Raw genomic sequence first — 16,139 nt, forward strand, 5'->3', positions numbered from 1 at the left:
CGCTCAGTACAGCACGACCGAACGGATCGACTCGCCGGCCTTCATCAGGTCGAAACCTTCGTTGATCCGCTCGAGCGGCAGCGTATGCGTGATCAGGTCGTCGATGTTGATCTTGCCTTCCATGTACCAGTCGACGATCTTCGGCACGTCGGTGCGGCCGCGCGCGCCGCCGAACGCCGAGCCCTTCCACTCGCGGCCCGTCACCAGCTGGAACGGACGCGTGCTGATTTCCTCGCCCGCCGCGGCCACGCCGATGATGAACGACTGGCCCCAGCCCTTGTGCGTGCACTCGAGCGCCTGGCGCATCAGCTTCACGTTGCCCACGCATTCGAACGAGTAGTCGGCGCCGCCGTCGGTCAGCTGCACGATGTGGTCGACGACGTTCTCGACTTCGTTCGGGTTGATGAAGTGCGTCATCCCGAACTTCTTCGCGAGCTCCACGCGCTTCGGGTTGATGTCGACGCCGATGATCTTGTCCGCGCCGACCATCTTCGCGCCCTGGATCACGTTCAGGCCGATCCCGCCGAGACCGAACACGACGACGTTCGCCCCCGCCTCGACCTTCGCCGAGTACACGACCGCGCCGACGCCCGTCGTCACGCCGCAGCCGATGTAGCAGATCTTGTCGAACGGCGCGTCCTCGCGCACCTTCGCCACCGCGATTTCCGGCACGACGATGTAGTTCGAGAACGTCGACGTCCCCATGTAGTGGAACAGCGGCTTGCCGTCGAGCGAGAAGCGCGACGTCGCGTCGGGCATCAGGCCCTTGCCCTGCGTCGCGCGGATCTTCTGGCACAGGTTGGTCTTGCGCGACAGGCAGAACTTGCACTCGCGGCATTCGGGCGTATAGAGCGGAATCACGTGATCGCCCTTGCGCACGGTGCCGACGCCGGGGCCGACGTCGACCACCACGCCCGCGCCTTCATGGCCGAGGATCGCGGGGAAGATCCCTTCCGGATCGGCGCCCGACAGCGTGTAGTAGTCGGTGTGGCAGATGCCGGTGGCCTTCACCTCGATCAGCACTTCGCCGGCGCGCGGCCCTTCGAGATCGACTTCCTCGATCGTCAGCGGCGCACCCGCCTTCCATGCAATCGCGGCTTTCGTTTTCATCGTGTCACTCCTGTCTGTCTGTGAGGTCGGCCCGGGTGCGCGCTGCGGCGCCCGCCGGGTTCCATGCAAAGCTGTCGAAGCCGTGCCGCGCGGCATCGTGCGCGGCACCGCAACGGAATCCCGTGCTCGCCATGATCGCCGCTCCCGGCACGCACCGCGTGCGGGAAACGGTCGTCGGCTTGCCACGATGCGTCATGGCTGACGCAAAAGAACAAGTGTTCGAGTTTAAACGCCCGTCGTGAACCATGCATCCGTGCGCGCGTACAGATCGATGAAGCGCGCGTGACGCGCGGCCAGCGAGCGGTCCTCGCGCGGCGCGGCGACGGGCGACGCGGCGGGCGCCAGCGCGCGCAACGCGTCTTCCCGCCAGTGCCCGATCGCGACGCCCGCGAGCAGCGCCGCACCGCGCGTCGCGGCATTCGGGCAGTCGATCGCGTGCAGCGACGCGCCGAGCGCGTCGGCGAGCAGCTGGCGCCAGCGCGGATCGACCGAGCCGCCGCCCGCGAGACGCAGCGTCGTCACCGGGTCGCGGCGGTCGGCATCGCGGATCGCATCGAGCCCCGCACGCAACGCGAACGCGACGCCTTCGAACGCCGCGCGCATCATCGCGCCACGCGTGTCGCCGAGCCCGAGGCCGAGCCAGCCGCCGCGCGCGTCGGGGTTCATCCACGGCGAACGCTCGCCCGTCAGGTACGGCAGGAAGCACAGCCGTTCGGACGCCGGCCGCGCGAATGCATCGTCATACGCGTCGGTCCATCCCGCATAACCCAGCCAGCCGCGAACGGCTTCGAGCGCGAGCCCGACGTTCTGCATCGCGGCCATCGTGTAGTAGCCGCCGCCGGCCGCGGTGCGATAGCGGTGCAGCCCGCGCCGCGCGGGCGGCAGCGTATCCGCGAGCACGACGATCTGGCCGCCGCTGCCGGTCGTCAGCAGCGCGTCGCCCGCGGCAACCAATCCGCTGCCGAGCGCCGCGCACGCCGTGTCGGCCGCGCCCGTCGCCAGCGGCACGCCGGCGGGCAGGCCGAGCGCCGCGGCGGCCTGCGCGCCGAGCGTACCGCCGCGCGCGGTCGACGCGCGCACCGGCGCGAAGCAGTCGGCCGGCAAGCCGAGCGCCTCGATCAATGCCCGATCCCACGCGCCATCGGGCGTCGCGAGCGCGGTCGCGCACGCGTCGCTCGGGTCGGCCGCGACGTCGCCGCCCAGCGCGATGCGCAGCCAGTCCTTCGGCTGCACGGCCCGACGGGCGGCGCGCAGCGCATCGGGTTCGTGCGCGGCCAGCCAGCGCAGCAGCGGGCCGGCCATGCCGGGCGCGACGGGGTTCGGAGCGACGGGCAATCCGGCGACGGGCACTCCGGTGACGGGCCAGCCAGCCGCGTCCGCTTCGCGCGCCGCGCGCGTGTCGGGCCACAGCAGCGCGGGCCGCACCGGTTGTCCGGCCGCGTCGATCAGCACGACGCCGTGCATCTGGCCCGAGAAGCCGATCGCCGCGACCTGCGCACGCTCGCCGGCCGGCAGCCGCGCGGCCGCGCGCACGAGCGCCTGCCACCACGTATCGGGCGCGATCTCGGCCCAGCCGGGCTGCGGCGACGACAGCGCATAAGGTTCGCTCGCGACTGCCCGCTCGACGCCATCTGCATCGAGCGTGACGAGTTTGATGGAGCCGGTGCCGAGGTCGATTCCGAGCAGGCGCATGACGGGTAGGCGAATTCGAATGAACGGATGTCGATGATAACGGGATCGCGATGTGCGCCCCGGCTTTTGCCGCCACGCCGGCGCGCCGGACATGCGGCCGGCCGACCGGTTTCACCGGGCCGCAACCCGCACGCAAAAGCGGGCGTTCGCGGGTTAACCCGGCACGAATTTGCATCGGTCCTTTTTGCCACTATGCGGCCCGCCCGATACAGACCATAAAGCAGCGCATATTTGGCACGGGGGTCAGCGCTATTTTGAAGGGCTATAAAACCGGGGAACCTCACTCCTGCGGCAGTTTCCCGATGATCGACACCCTGCTCCATGCCGAAACGGCATATCGAACCAGCAAAGAACGGAATAGTACCCAGCGCTCTTGTTGCGTGGATTCATTCCGCATAACTTCGTATCACCCCGAAAACAAGATCATGGAGTGAGACAGATGCAATCGAACACGGTCCATCCGTGCGATGAGGTGCTGCCGACCGGCAAGCTGGTAACGCTTGGCCTGCAGCACGTCCTCGTCATGTACGCCGGCGCCGTTGCCGTGCCGCTTATCGTTGGCGCCGCACTCAAGCTGCCGAAAGACCAGATCGCGTTCCTGATCAGCGCCGACCTGTTTTCGTGCGGTATCGCCACGCTGATCCAGACGCTGGGCCTGTGGATCTTCGGGATCCGCCTGCCCGTCATCATGGGCTGCACGTTCGCGGCGGTCGGCCCGATGATCGCGATCGGCACGAACCCCGGCCTCGGCATTCTCGACATCTTCGGTTCGACGATCGCGGCCGGCATCATCGGCATCGTGCTCGCGCCGATGATCGGCAAGCTGTTGCGGTTCTTCCCGCCGGTGGTCGTCGGCACCGTGATCGCGGTGATCGGGCTGTCGCTGATGGAAGTCGGCATCAACTGGGCGGCCGGCGGCGTCGGCAACCCGGAGTACGGCAGCCCGGTCTATCTCGGCCTGTCGCTGCTCGTGTTGACGCTGATCCTGCTGATCAACAAGTACGGCCGCGGCTTCGTCGCGAACATCTCGGTGCTGCTCGGCATCGTCGCCGGCTTCGCGATCGCGTTCGCGATCGGCCGCGTGAATACCGACGGCGTCGCACACGCGCCGTGGGTCGGCTTCGTGATGCCGTTCCACTTCGGCCTGCCGCACTTCGACCCGCTGTCGATCGTGACGATGGTCACGGTGATGTTCGTCACGTTCATCGAATCGACCGGCATGTTCCTCGCGGTCGGCGACATGGTCGACCGCCCGGTCAACCAGGAGCGCCTGGTGCGCGGCCTGCGCGTCGACGGCCTCGGCACGCTGATCGGCGGCATCTTCAACTCGTTCCCGCATACGTCGTTCTCGCAGAACGTCGGCCTGATCGGCGTGACGGGCGTGAAGAGCCGGTTCGTGTGTGCGACGGGCGGCGTGATCCTCGTGCTGCTCGGCCTGTTCCCGAAGATGGCGCAGGTCGTCGCGTCGGTGCCGCCGTTCGTGCTCGGCGGCGCGGGCATCGTGATGTTCGGGATGGTGGCCGCGAACGGCATCAAGGTACTGTCCAAGGTCGACTTCGTGAACAACGCGCACAACCTGTTCATCGTCGCCGTGAGCGTCGGCATGGGCCTCGTGCCGGTCGTGTCGCCGCACTTCTTCTCGAAGCTGCCGCCCGCGCTCGCGCCGATCCTGCACAGCGGCATCCTGCTGGCGTCGGCATCGGCCGTGATCCTGAACATCGTGTTCAACGGCGTGAAAGGCGAGAAGGATGCGCGCTGCGAGATCCGCCGCGCCGGACACGACTTCGACGGACGTCCCGCCGACGTGCACCACTGATCGCCCCGCGCCGGACGACGGCGCGACGCGATAACGCAAAACGCCACGGCATGCCGTGGCGTTTTGCTTGTTCCCGGCTGGGCCCACGCGGCCGTGGCGCCGTGGACGCCACGTACGCGCCCCCGCGAGGCGCCGCGCGTCAGCCTCCGTGCAACGCCAGCGCCCGCATGATGTTTCGCGCGCAGGCCTCCGGCGTGGCCGTGCTGGTATCGACGCTCACATCGTAGGTCATGCCCGCATGCACCCTGTCGTACTGCCAGCGCGCGAGCCCCGCGAGACGATCGCCCCGTCGCCGCTCCCGTTCCTCGAGCACCTCCAGCGGACAGTGGACGCCGACCAGGCTGACCGTAAACGGCGCCAGCAAACGGGCGTACTCGGCCTTCTCGTCGCCCAGCAGCACCTCGTCGACGATCAGGTTGTTGCCCTGCTCCGCCAGCGCGACGATCGCGTGGCGCATCCCCTGCATCGCTCGCCGGGCAACCGGCCCGCTGCTGATCGACACCACGTTCCTGCCGTCCTCGACGAACGACGAAAACGTGAATCCGGCCGCGTCGTTCAGATAGCGCGCGGGCAGCATGTCGAGAAACGCATCCATCCGGACGTGCAGGTACGGGCTGGCCAGCAGCGCCTGGAGCGCATGCGCGAGCGACGTCTTGCCTGAACTGCCCGCGCCGTTGAGCAGGATGATCCGGGTCGTTTTCATGCAGCGAGTGTACCTGCGCGTGTTGAACGACGCCGGACGGGTGGGCGGAACGCCGATGCGATTGCCGGCACGTCGGCGCGGACACAAAAAAGAAAACGCCACGGATTGTGGCCCGTGGCGTTCTCGTTTCCGCATACAGCCGGTTCCAGGGACAGGCGCGGCTGGCCGCCCCTGCCCTTCGTTGCACTTACCCGTTCGTCGCGGCCGCCGACGCAGCGACCGGAGCAGCCGCCTTGTCGTAATCGACCGGCGCATCCGGCGCGCGCGGCGTTTCGCCTGCGTGCTGGATCCAGCCGCCGCCCAGCGCGCGGTACAGGTCGACCAGGTTCGTCCAGCGCGCCAGACGTGCGCTGATCAGCGTCTGCTGGGCCGAGTACAGGTCCGTCTGCGCCGTCAGCACCGACAGGTAGCTGTCGACGCCGTTCTTGTAACGCAGGTCCGACAGATCGAAACGGCGCTGCTGCGCGTGCTCGTTGCGCTCCAGCGCCGCGATCTGCTGGTCGTACGTGCCGCGTGCGGCGAGACCATCCGCCACTTCGCGGAACGCCGACTGGATCGCCTTCTCGTAGTTCGCGATCTCGATGCGCTTCTGCACGTTCGCGAGGTTCAGGTTCGCGATGTTCTGTCCGCCTTCGAAGATCGGCATCGTGATCTGCGGCGCGAACGACCACGCCGCCGTGCCGGCCTTGAACAGGCCGCCGAGCGTCGGGCTGCCGGTGCCGAATGCGCCCGTCAGCGAGATGCGCGGGAAGAACGCCGCACGTGCCGCGCCGATGTTCGCGTTCGCGGCCAGCAGCGTCTGCTCGGCCTGCATCACGTCCGGACGACGCGTCAGCAGATCCGACGGCAGCCCGGCCGGCACGTCCGTCAGCAGGTTCTGCGCGTCCAGCGGCATGCCCGCCGGCAGGTCGTCCGGCAGCGGTTCGCCGATCAGCAGCACCAGTGCGTTCAGCGCCTGCGCTCGCGCACGCGCCTGCGCCTGCTGGTTCGCGAGCGCCGTCTCGACCACCGTCTGCGCCTGACGCAGCTCGAGCTCGGAGCCCGTGCCGTTGTCGAACTGCAGTTTGGTCAGATCGTACGATGCCTGGGCGGACTTCAGCGTGTTCTCCGTGACCTTCAGCAGGTCGTCGGTCGACAGCAGCGTCAGGTATTGATCGGCCACCTGCGACACCAGCGAGATCTCCGACGCCTGCCGCGCGTACGACGTCGACAGGTACTGCGCGAGCGCCTGGTCCTTCAGGCTCTGCACGCGGCCGAACAGGTCGAGCTCCCACGACGCCGACAGCCCGACGTTGTAGGCACGCGAGATATACGGCGCACCGGTCGTCGACAAGCCCTGCGGCACGCGCTGGACGTTGCCCGTGCCCGTACCGTCGAGCGTCGGGAACAGGCCCGCGCGCGTGATCTGGTACTGCGCGCGCGCCGCCTCGATGTTCAGCACCGACACGCGCAGGTCGCGGTTGTTCTTCAGCGCGATCTCGATCAGCCGCTGCAGGCGCGGATCGACGAAGAATTCGCGCCAGCCGATGGTCGTCGCCGCCTGGCCGTTCGCGCTGCGCGCGCCGGCCGCACCCGGCTGCGTCGCGTAGACGCCGCCGGCCGGGTACGCCTGCGCGACGGGCGCATCGGGCCGCTTGTAATGCGGCGCCATCGTGCAGCCCGTGGCAAAGAGCGCGACCGCGATTGCAGTCAAAGCGTGTTTTTGCATCATCACTGTCCCTTGTTGCCTTCGTCGCCGTTGCCCGGCTTCTCTTCGTGGTGCGAGTGCTCCTGAGCCAGGCGCAGCGCCTCGTCGACGTCTTCCTTCTCGCCGCTGAAGATCGCGCGGATCTTCACGAAGAACATCGGGATCATGAAGATCGCGAGGAACGTCGCCGTGATCATCCCGCCGATCACGCCCGTACCGATCGCATGCTGGCTGGCCGAACCCGCGCCGTTGCTGATCGCGAGCGGCATCACGCCGAGAATGAACGCGAGCGACGTCATCAGGATCGGGCGCAGCCGCAGGCGCGCCGCTTCCAGCGCGGCCTCGATCGGCCCCATCTTCTCCGTCATCTGCAACTCGCGCGCGAATTCCACGATCAGGATCGCGTTCTTCGCGGACAAGCCCACGGTGGTCAGCAGGCCGACCTGGAAGAACACGTCGTTTTCCAGACCGCGCATCGTGGCCGCGAGCAGCGCACCGATCACGCCGAGCGGCACCACCATGATCACCGAGAACGGGATCGACCAGCTTTCATACAGCGCCGCGAGACACAGGAACACGACGAGGATCGAGATCGCGTACAGGATCGGCGCCTGCGAACCGGACTGGATTTCCTGGAACGACAGGCCGGTCCACGAATAGCCGATACCGACCGGCAGCTTCTTCGCGAGCCCTTCCATCGCGGCCATCGCCTGGCCGGTCGACTTGCCCGGTGCGGCCTGACCCTGGATTTCCATCGCCGACACGCCGTTGTAGCGCTCGAGCTTCGGCGAACCGTACGTCCAGTGGCCGGTCGCGAACGAACTGAACGGCACCATCCCGCCCGACCCGTTGCGCACGTACCAGACGTTCATGTCTTCCGGCGTCATCCGGAACGGCGCATCTGCCTGCACGTACACCTTCTTGATCCGGCCGTCGGTGTCGAGGAAGTTGTTCACGTACTTCGACGCCCATGCGATCGAGAACGTCTGGTCGATCGCATCCGCCGTCACGCCCAGCGCATTCGCCTTCTCGCGGTCGATGTCGACCTTGTACTGCGGCGTGTCGTTCAGGCCGTTCGGGCGCACGCCCTGCAGCGTCGGATCCTTCGAAGCCATCCCGAGCAACTGGTTACGCGCGGCCATCAGCGCATCGTGGCCGAGACCGGCGTTGTCCGTCAGCTCGAAGTCGAAGCCGGCCGCCGTGCCGAGTTCGGGAATCGACGGCGGGTTGAACGGGATCACGATCGCGTCCTTGTAGCCCGCGTAGCGCCCGAACATCCGGCCGATCAGCGCCTGCACCTTCTGGTTCGCGTGCTGACGCTGCGAGTAATCCTTCAGGCGCACGAACACGAGACCGGAGTTCTGGCCGCGGCCCGCGAAGCTGAAGCCGTTGACCGTGAACGCCGACTCGACGATTTCCTTCTCGTCCTTCAGCAGGTAGTCGGAAATGTTCGCCAGCGTCTTCGCGGTCGTTTCCTGCGTCGAACCCGACGGCGTCTGCACGATCACGAACATCAGGCCCTGGTCTTCATCGGGCAGGAACGACTTCGGCAGGCGCACGAACAGCAGCCCGACCGCGACGATCACGACCAGATAGATGATGAGCCAGCGGCCCGAGCGCTTGATCACGTGGTGCACGCCGACGTGGTACTTGTCGCGGCTGTTGTTGAACGTGCGGTTGAACCAGCCGAAGAAGCCCTTCTTCTCTTCGTGATGCCCTTGCGGGATCGGCTTGAGGATCGTCGCGCACAGTGCCGGCGTCAGAATCAACGCGACGAGCACCGACAGCACCATCGCCGACACGATCGTCAGCGAGAACTGACGATAGATCGCGCCGACCGAGCCGCCCGAGAACGCCACCGGCACGAACACCGCCGACAGCACGAGCGCCACGCCGACCAGTGCGCCGGTGATCTGGCCCATCGCCTTGCGGGTCGCCTCCTTCGGCGACAAGCCTTCTTCCGCCATCACGCGCTCGACGTTCTCCACCACCACGATCGCATCGTCGACCAGCAGGCCGATCGCGAGCACGAGGCCGAACATCGACAGCGTGTTGATCGAGAAGCCCACCATCGACATGATCGCGAACGTGCCGAGCAGCACGACCGGCACCGCGATCGTCGGGATGATCGTCGCCCGCAGGTTCTGCAGGAACAGGTACATCACGAGGAACACGAGCACGATACCTTCGAGCAGCGTCTTGACCACTTCCTCGATCGACAGCTTCACGAACGGCGTCGTGTCGTACGGATACTTCACGACGAGGCCGTGCGGGAAGAACGGCGAGAGCTCGTCGATCTTCGCGCGCACGGCCTTCGCGGTCGCGAGCGCGTTCGCGTTGGTCGCGAGCTGGATACCGAGTGCCGCGGTCGGCTGACCGTTGTACTTCGTGTCGAAGTTGTAGTTTTCGCCGCCGAGGCCGATCTGCGCGACGTCCTTCAGGCGCACCTGCGAGCCGTCCTGGTTGACCTTCAGCAGGATGTTGCCGAACTGCTCGGGCGTCTGCAGCAGCGTCGATTCGGTGATCGTCGCCTGCAGCACGGTGCCCGGCTTCGCCGGCGTGCCGCCGAGCTGACCGCCCGCGATCTGCACGTTCTGCGCGGTGATCGCCGAGCTGACGTCGACCGGCGTGAGGCCGTAGTTGGTCAGGCGGGTCGGGTCGAGCCAGATCCGCATCGCGTACTGCGAGCCGAACAGCGTGACGGTACCGACGCCATTCAACCGGCTGATCGGATCCTTCACGTGCGACGCCACGAAGTTCGCGAGGTCGTACTTGTTCATGCTGCCGTCTTCGGAGTTGAAGGCGAGCACCAGCAGGAAGCTGCTGCTCGACTTCGTCACCGACAGGCCGAGCTGCTGCACGACCTGCGGCAGAACCGGCGTCGCGAGCGACAGCTTGTTCTGCACCTGCACCTGCGCGATGTCGGCGTTGGTACCCGGCGCGAAGGTCAGCGTGATCGTCGCGTTACCCGAGTCGTCGCTTGTCGACGACATGTACAGGAAGTTGTCGAGACCGCTCATCTGCTGCTCGATCACCTGCGTCACCGTGTCTTCCACCGTCTTCGCGGAAGCGCCCGGATAGTTCGCGGTGATCTGGATCGATGGCGGCGCGATCGTCGGATACTGCGAGATCGGTAGCGTGAAGATCGCCGCAACCCCGGCCAGCATCAGGATGATGGCGATCACCCACGCGAAGATCGGGCGATCGATAAAAAACTTTGCCATGAAACAGGCTCCCTGTTATTGCGCGCTCGAAGCAGCGGCAGCACTCGCCGGCGCGGCGCCCGATGCAGCGGCGCCGGATGCGGCAGCGGTGCCGGAACCGGCGGCAGCCGGCGCGGCGGAGGCAGCGGCACCCGACGCGGCATCGGCCGCCGGTGCGAGCTGCGCGGGGACCGACTTCACGGTCGCACCCGGGCGCACCTTTTCGCCGCCCTGCACGATCACGTGATCGCCCGCCTGCAGACCGCCTTCGACGATCCAGTTCTGACCCTGCATGCCGGTCGTCTTCAGCGGACGCGGCTCGACCTTGTTGCTGGCGTTCACCACCAGCGCGATCGCCTGCCCCTTCTGGTCGTGCGTGACGCCGATCTGCGGCACCAGGAACGCGTTCTCGTTCACGCCTTCCTCGATCCGCGCGCGCACGAACATCCCCGGCAGCAGCACGCGGCCCGGGTTCGGAAACACCGCGCGGATCGTCACCGAGCCGGTGGTCTGGTCGACCGTCACGTCCGAGAACTGCAGCTTGCCCGCTTCCGAATAGGTCTTGCCGTCTTCCAGGATCAGCGACACCTTCGCCGCGCCCGGGCCGCTCGTCTTCAGGCGCCCGCTCTGCACGTCCTGGCGCAGCTTCAGCCCTTCGAGGCTCGACTGCGTGAGGTCCACGTACACCGGATCGAGCTGCTGCACGGTCGACATCAGCGTCGCCTGGCTCGCCTGCACGTACGCACCCGGCGTCACTTGCGAGATGCCGACGCGGCCCGTGATCGGCGACACGACATCCGTATAGCCGAGGTTGATCTGCGCGGTGTCGACCGCCGCCTTGCCGGCCGCGACGTCCGCCGCGGCCTGGCCCTGCGTGGCCACCGCGTTGTCGTAGTCCTGCTTGCTGACCGCGTTCGCGGCCACCAGCACCTTGTAGCGCGCGACCAGCGCGTTCTGCGTGACGAGGTTCGCCTGCGCCTTCGCGAGCGTCGCCTTCGCGCTGTTCAGCGCGGCGACGTACGGCGCCGGGTCGATCTTGTACAGACGCTGACCGGCCTTGACGTCGCTGCCTTCGGTGAATTCACGGCGCAGCACGATGCCGTCGACCCGCGCGCGCACCTGCGCGACGAGGAACGCGCTGGTGCGGCCCGGCAGGTCGGTGAAGACCGGTACGGCCTGCGGCTGGACGGTGACGACGCCGACTTCAGGTGTTTGCGGCGGCGGTGCCGATTCTTTTTTTCCGCAGGCAGCCAGGAAAACCGCGGCTGCCGCGACAGTGATCAAGCGGTATGGAACCCGTTCGACGCGCATGGAGCGACCTCTGTGTGTAACCAATGGAATAAGTGCAGCACCCGGCGGGAGCGCAACACGGATGCGCCTCGCGGCGCAGATCGAACACCTGAATTACTGGACTGCTGGATACAGCACGTCGGCACGAAACCTCCATGCCGACGGGATGCCGCGAACTGCGGACTGGTACTTTGGCGGGAATCAGCAGAGTGGGATATTAACTGATTGCCACTTGGGTCATTCGATCGTAGGGTGGTATTGTATATACATTCATGGATGTATGTAAAAAGCCCGTTTGTACTCCGCCGACTGTCCAGTCTTACAGATTGTTACCCGTCGCAAGCATAGCCCGTCTCAATGATGGCCGCGAGGGGTTGCGGACCCTAAATTCACCTACGATCGATCCAATCAGGCCTGCACATGGTCAGACGTACCAAGGAGGAGGCGCTCGAGACGCGCAACCGCATTCTCGACGCCGCCGAGCACGTGTTCTTCGAGAAGGGCGTGTCGCACACGTCGCTCGCGGACATCGCCCAGCACGCCGGCGTGACGCGCGGCGCGATCTACTGGCACTTCGCGAATAAAAGCGAGCTGTTCGACGCGATGTTCGACCGCGTGTTCCTGCCGATCGACGAACTGAAGCGGATGCCGCTCGACGCACCGGGCGGCGATCCGCTCGAGAAGGTGCGCAAGATCCTGATCTGGTGCGTGCTCGGCGTGCAGCGCGATGCGCAGCTGCGGCGCGTGTTCAGCATCCTCTTCATGAAGTGCGAGTACGTCGCGGACATGGGGCCGCTGCTGCAGCGCAACCGCGCCGGGATGAGCGAGGCGCTGCACGCGATCGACGCCGATCTCGCGATGGCCGTGCGGCTCAAGCTGCTGCCCGAGCGGCTCGATACGTGGCGCGCGACGCTGATGCTGCACACCCTCGTCAGCGGCTTCGTGCGCGACATGCTGATGCTGCCCGACGAGATCGACGCCGAGCAGCATGCGGAAAAGCTCGTCGACGGCTGTTTCGACATGCTGCGCTACAGCCCCGCGATGCTGAAGGACGGCGGCTGACGCGCGGCGGTCGCCGCATCGTCCGGTTGCTGCCGCGTCAGGCCGCCTTCGCGCGTTGCGCGCGGGCTCGCCGGTTCGACGCGGCCACCGAATCGCCCGCCGGCATCGCCGCGCCGGCCAGTCCCGCGATCCACGCATCGGTCGACATCACCGCCGCGAAATTCGACTGGAACACCACCGTGTACGCGCGGTGAATCTCCTCGGCGCTCGCCGTGCCCGCTTCGTTCTCGTAAGGCAGCGCGCCCGTCGCGTCGTTCAGGTACTCGATCTTCAGCCCCGCATGCGCGGCGTGATAGACGGTCGACGCATTGCAGTTGTGGGTCATGTAGCCGGCCACCGCGAGCGTGTCGATCCCGTGCGCGTCGAGCCACGTGCCAAGATCGGTCCCGGCGAACGAGCTCGCCTGCGTCTTCTCGACCAGATGCGCGTACGGCCGGCTGGCGACCACCGCGTGCAGCGCGACGCCGTCGGAGCCGGGCGCGAAGATCGGCGCGCCGGCCGGCGCGACGTGCTGGACCACGATCACGGGCACGCCGGCCGCGTGCGCGGCGTCGATCGCGCGGCCGATGTTCGCGAGCGACACGTCGAGCGGCGGATACTCGATCGGCAGGTTGCCCGTCACGTATTCGTTCTGGACGTCGATGACGATCAGGGCGCGGCGGGCAGCGGGATGAGCAGCGGAAGACGGGACGGCGTTCGAATTCGACATGGCGGGCTCCTGGTCCGGGAGCGCTACCCCGCCCGGAAGGGGCCGGCCGGCAGCGCGATGGGATGCATTGTCGGGCCACGGCGTTTGCCCGGACAGTGGCCCGATAGCCATTCTTCGATAAAATCGGGCCATCCCCATTCCGGAGCCCGTCATGGCCGCTGCCGCGTTGCCCGCCCCGCCCGCGCCGACCGTCGTCGCCGTGATCGCATACGACGGCATCAGCCCGTTCCACCTGTCGGTACCGTCCGTCGTGTTCGGCAAGGAACGCGACGCGGCCGCGTCGCCCGCGTTCGAGTTTCGCGTCTGCTCGGCCGAGCGCGGCGCGCTCGCGACGACGGGCGGCTTCACGATCGCGGCGCCGTACGGGCTCGATGCGCTCGACGACGCGGACATCGTCGTCGTGCCCTCCTGGCGCGATCCGGACGAAGTGCCGCCCGATGAACTGCTCGACGCCGTCCGCGCGGTCGCCGCCCGCGGCGCGCAACTCGTCGGCCTGTGCCTCGGCGCGTACGTGCTCGCCGCGGCCGGCCTGCTCGACGGCCGTCCGGCCACCACGCACTGGGCATGGGCCGACGATTTCGCCCGGCGCTTTCCGCGCGTGAAGCTCGATCCCGACGTGCTGTACGTCGACGACGGCAATCTGACGACGTCGGCCGGCACGGCCGCGGGGCTCGACTGCTGCCTGCACGTGGTGCGGCGGCGCTTCGGCTCGGATGCCGCGAACCGGATCGCGCGCCGCCTCGTGATTCCGCCGCACCGCCAGGGCGGGCAGGCCCAGTACGTTCCGCAGCCGGTCGCCGCGCACCCGCGCGATGCGCGGCTCGCGGGCCTGCTCGACTGGGTGCGCGCGCATCTCGACGCCGCGCATGGCGTCGATTCGCTCGCCGAACGCGTGCTGATGAGCCGGCGCACGTTCACGCGCCACTTCCGCCAGGCGACGGGTACGACCGTCACCGCATGGCTGCAGGCCGAGCGGCTCGCACGCGCGCAGCACCTGCTGGAAACCACCGGACAATCAATCGACGCGATCGCACAGGCTGCCGGCTACGGGTCGAGCGTGTCGCTGCGCCAGCATTTCGCGGGCGCGCTCGGCACGTCGCCGTCGGCCTATCGAAGGGAATTTCGCGGCGCCGGCGCCTGAACCGGCGCCGACGCGCGGTAAGGCCGCTCAGCCGCCGTTGATCCAGCGTGCCGCGTAGAGCAGCAGCGCGACGAACACGATCATCGCCGCCCAGGCCCAAACCGGCACCGTGCCGGAGCCGCGATGCGGGAGCGCGCTGGCCGCGCGCCCGGTCAGCGCGCCGCCCAGGTGCGGCGGCAGCGCACGCTTCGTCGCGGCCATCAGCGACGCGGGCCGCAGGAACACATGCTGGCGGCGCGGCGCGGCCGAGCGCGCGCGATTCGGCGCGAGGCCGTGCTTCGCCTGCACGACCGCGCAGAACTCTTGGAAGAAATCATCGGTCCACTCGCGCAATGCGTTGTCGATCTGCCGCCCCGGCAGCTCGGCAAGCGGCCCGCTCGCCGTCGCCCAGACCACGTACTCGATGCGCGTCGCGTTCGCGTCGTCATCCGGCATCAGCACGAGTTCGACCTGGCCGCGCAGCGCGCCGAGGCCGTCGGCGCGCGCCTTGAAACTCAGCACACGGCGCGGCCGCCCTTGCGCGTCGCCCTGCTCGGCGGCCGCGTGTGCGCGCACGTCGTAGCGCGCGCGCAGCGGGCCGAGCGGCACCGTGATCGTCAGCGCGAACTCGCCGTGCGCGAGCTTCACGAACGATTCGCAATGGTCGAAGCTCGCCCGCAGCAACGCGAGATCCTCGAACGCCTCCCGCACGACAGGCGGCGCGAGCGCAACGCGTAACGTGTCGTTCAGTTCCATGACGCCTCCCCGATGAACCCGCGCCGCATCAGGACGTCTCGACGAGACTGTCGATCCGCGCGACATCGAAGGCGACGTAGTGCGCAAGCACGGACGCCGCCTCCGTCGGTTCCTCGTAACTCCATGCGGCGTTCTCGATCACGCCGTCTTCCGTCTGCAAGTCGAAATGCACGGCCGGCCCCCTGAACGGGCACGCGGTCGTGAAACCCGACTTCACGAGCCGGCGCATGTTGACGTCGCCGCGCGGCAGGTAATGGATGTCCGGCAGTCCCGTTTCGCGCACGGTCAGCGCGCGATGCGAATCGGCATACGTGATGCCGCGATGGATCACGCGAACGCGATGGCGGTTCGGCACGATTTCGAGTCGAGGGTCGGCTGCATCGGACATCGTTTCTCCTTCGGGCGCCCCGGCAGGCAAACCGGGCGCAGGAAACGAAAAAAAGCCACGGCACGCGTGCCGTGGCTTTCATTATGGGCGAAACTTCGTCCGATTGCGCGACCTGGGCGCGGCCGCGCGCGGCGGGCTACTGCGCGCTCCACTGGAACGCGGTTTTCGCGCCGCCCTTCGCGCCGACCGTGACGGCGCGCGATTCCTCGTTGCCCTGGTACGACGCATGCACCGTATAGCGTCCCGGCGGCACCTTCACGAGCATGTACGGCCCGCGCGCGTCGGTCTTCAGCACCTCCGTGCCCTTGCCGTCGACGATCCGCACGTGGACGTCGGCCAGGAACTCGCCGCCCTTGCCGGTGAAGCGCAGCGCCAGCGGCCACTTCGCCTCGTTGTGCTGGAACGCCGTCGATTCGTCCTGCCCGACGCCGCCGGACACGAAGGTGACGTCACCCTGCTGGCGCGCGGCCGGCAAGCCGTCGGACTGCGCGTACGCGCCGGTCGCACCGGCTGCGAGGCCGGCGGCCAACGCCACGGCGACGGCAAATCGGGACACGTTGCGTGGATATTGCATGGCTCTCTCCTTGGGGTCGGAACACATAC

Annotated in this window: 13 protein-coding genes; 3 read left to right on the forward strand and 10 right to left on the reverse strand. The window is 67.6% G+C overall.

Features of this window, described 5'->3' with window-relative positions:
* Positions 1 to 3: 3 nt before the first annotated feature.
* The gene (locus AC1VVG_RS13840; RefSeq protein ID WP_006483756.1) at positions 4 to 1,110 is read right to left on the reverse strand and encodes an S-(hydroxymethyl)glutathione dehydrogenase/class III alcohol dehydrogenase; all 1,107 of its coding nucleotides are present in this window, start codon (positions 1,108 to 1,110) and stop codon (positions 4 to 6) included.
* Between the two features lie 225 nt (positions 1,111 to 1,335).
* Entirely contained in the window at positions 1,336 to 2,802 is a 1,467-nt protein-coding gene (locus AC1VVG_RS13845; protein WP_482835764.1) for a xylulokinase, read from the reverse strand.
* Positions 2,803 to 3,241: 439 nt separating this feature from the next.
* Here AC1VVG_RS13845 and AC1VVG_RS13850 point away from each other — a divergent pair, with 439 nt between their 5' ends.
* On the forward strand, positions 3,242 to 4,618 hold the full coding sequence (locus AC1VVG_RS13850) for a nucleobase:cation symporter-2 family protein (RefSeq protein ID WP_034190516.1): 1,377 nt from the start codon (positions 3,242 to 3,244) through the stop codon (positions 4,616 to 4,618).
* A gap of 139 nt (positions 4,619 to 4,757) precedes the next feature.
* Here AC1VVG_RS13850 and AC1VVG_RS13855 read toward each other — a convergent pair whose 3' ends face one another.
* The 4 genes from AC1VVG_RS13855 to AC1VVG_RS13870 all read right to left on the reverse strand — a co-directional run bounded on the left by AC1VVG_RS13855 (position 4,758) and on the right by AC1VVG_RS13870 (position 11,522).
* Positions 4,758 to 5,321: a chloramphenicol phosphotransferase CPT family protein gene (locus AC1VVG_RS13855; protein WP_226228171.1), complete on the reverse strand. Its 564-nt coding sequence runs from the start codon at positions 5,319 to 5,321 to the stop codon at positions 4,758 to 4,760.
* A 187-nt stretch (positions 5,322 to 5,508) separates the two neighbouring features.
* A complete protein-coding gene (locus AC1VVG_RS13860) occupies positions 5,509 to 7,032 on the reverse strand; it encodes an efflux transporter outer membrane subunit (RefSeq protein WP_482835765.1) in 1,524 nt (507 codons plus the stop codon).
* A complete protein-coding gene (bpeB, locus tag AC1VVG_RS13865) occupies positions 7,032 to 10,232 on the reverse strand; it encodes an efflux RND transporter permease BpeB (protein ID WP_034191218.1) in 3,201 nt (1,066 codons plus the stop codon). Before bpeB ends, AC1VVG_RS13860 begins: the two co-directional genes overlap by 1 nt.
* Before the next feature lie 15 nt (positions 10,233 to 10,247).
* Positions 10,248 to 11,522, reverse strand: a complete 1,275-nt coding sequence (locus AC1VVG_RS13870) for an efflux RND transporter periplasmic adaptor subunit (protein WP_069245697.1) — start codon at positions 11,520 to 11,522, stop codon at positions 10,248 to 10,250.
* A 399-nt stretch (positions 11,523 to 11,921) separates the two neighbouring features.
* On the opposite strand from AC1VVG_RS13870, the gene AC1VVG_RS13875 reads away from it, so the two are divergent.
* The gene (locus tag AC1VVG_RS13875; RefSeq protein WP_034189098.1) at positions 11,922 to 12,563 is read left to right on the forward strand and encodes a TetR family transcriptional regulator; all 642 of its coding nucleotides are present in this window, start codon (positions 11,922 to 11,924) and stop codon (positions 12,561 to 12,563) included.
* Positions 12,564 to 12,600: 37 nt separating this feature from the next.
* On the opposite strand, the gene AC1VVG_RS13880 is transcribed toward AC1VVG_RS13875, so the two are convergent.
* Entirely contained in the window at positions 12,601 to 13,272 is a 672-nt protein-coding gene (locus AC1VVG_RS13880) for a cysteine hydrolase family protein (protein ID WP_482835766.1), read from the reverse strand.
* A gap of 151 nt (positions 13,273 to 13,423) precedes the next feature.
* Between AC1VVG_RS13880 and AC1VVG_RS13885 the strand changes: the two genes are divergently transcribed.
* A complete protein-coding gene (locus AC1VVG_RS13885) occupies positions 13,424 to 14,413 on the forward strand; it encodes a helix-turn-helix domain-containing protein (RefSeq protein ID WP_034189096.1) in 990 nt (329 codons plus the stop codon).
* Positions 14,414 to 14,440: 27 nt separating this feature from the next.
* Here the strand turns inward: AC1VVG_RS13885 and AC1VVG_RS13890 are convergent, their stop codons facing one another.
* The 3 genes from AC1VVG_RS13890 to AC1VVG_RS13900 all read right to left on the reverse strand — a co-directional run bounded on the left by AC1VVG_RS13890 (position 14,441) and on the right by AC1VVG_RS13900 (position 16,110).
* On the reverse strand, positions 14,441 to 15,148 hold the full coding sequence (locus AC1VVG_RS13890) for an SRPBCC family protein (protein WP_034189095.1): 708 nt from the start codon (positions 15,146 to 15,148) through the stop codon (positions 14,441 to 14,443).
* A 28-nt stretch (positions 15,149 to 15,176) separates the two neighbouring features.
* On the reverse strand, positions 15,177 to 15,536 hold the full coding sequence (locus AC1VVG_RS13895) for a DUF427 domain-containing protein (protein ID WP_034189094.1): 360 nt from the start codon (positions 15,534 to 15,536) through the stop codon (positions 15,177 to 15,179).
* A 136-nt stretch (positions 15,537 to 15,672) separates the two neighbouring features.
* Positions 15,673 to 16,110, reverse strand: a complete 438-nt coding sequence (locus AC1VVG_RS13900; RefSeq protein WP_034189093.1) for a carboxypeptidase-like regulatory domain-containing protein — start codon at positions 16,108 to 16,110, stop codon at positions 15,673 to 15,675.
* Positions 16,111 to 16,139: the final 29 nt, after the last annotated feature.

This window comes from Burkholderia sp. L-4, assembly GCF_056856535.1.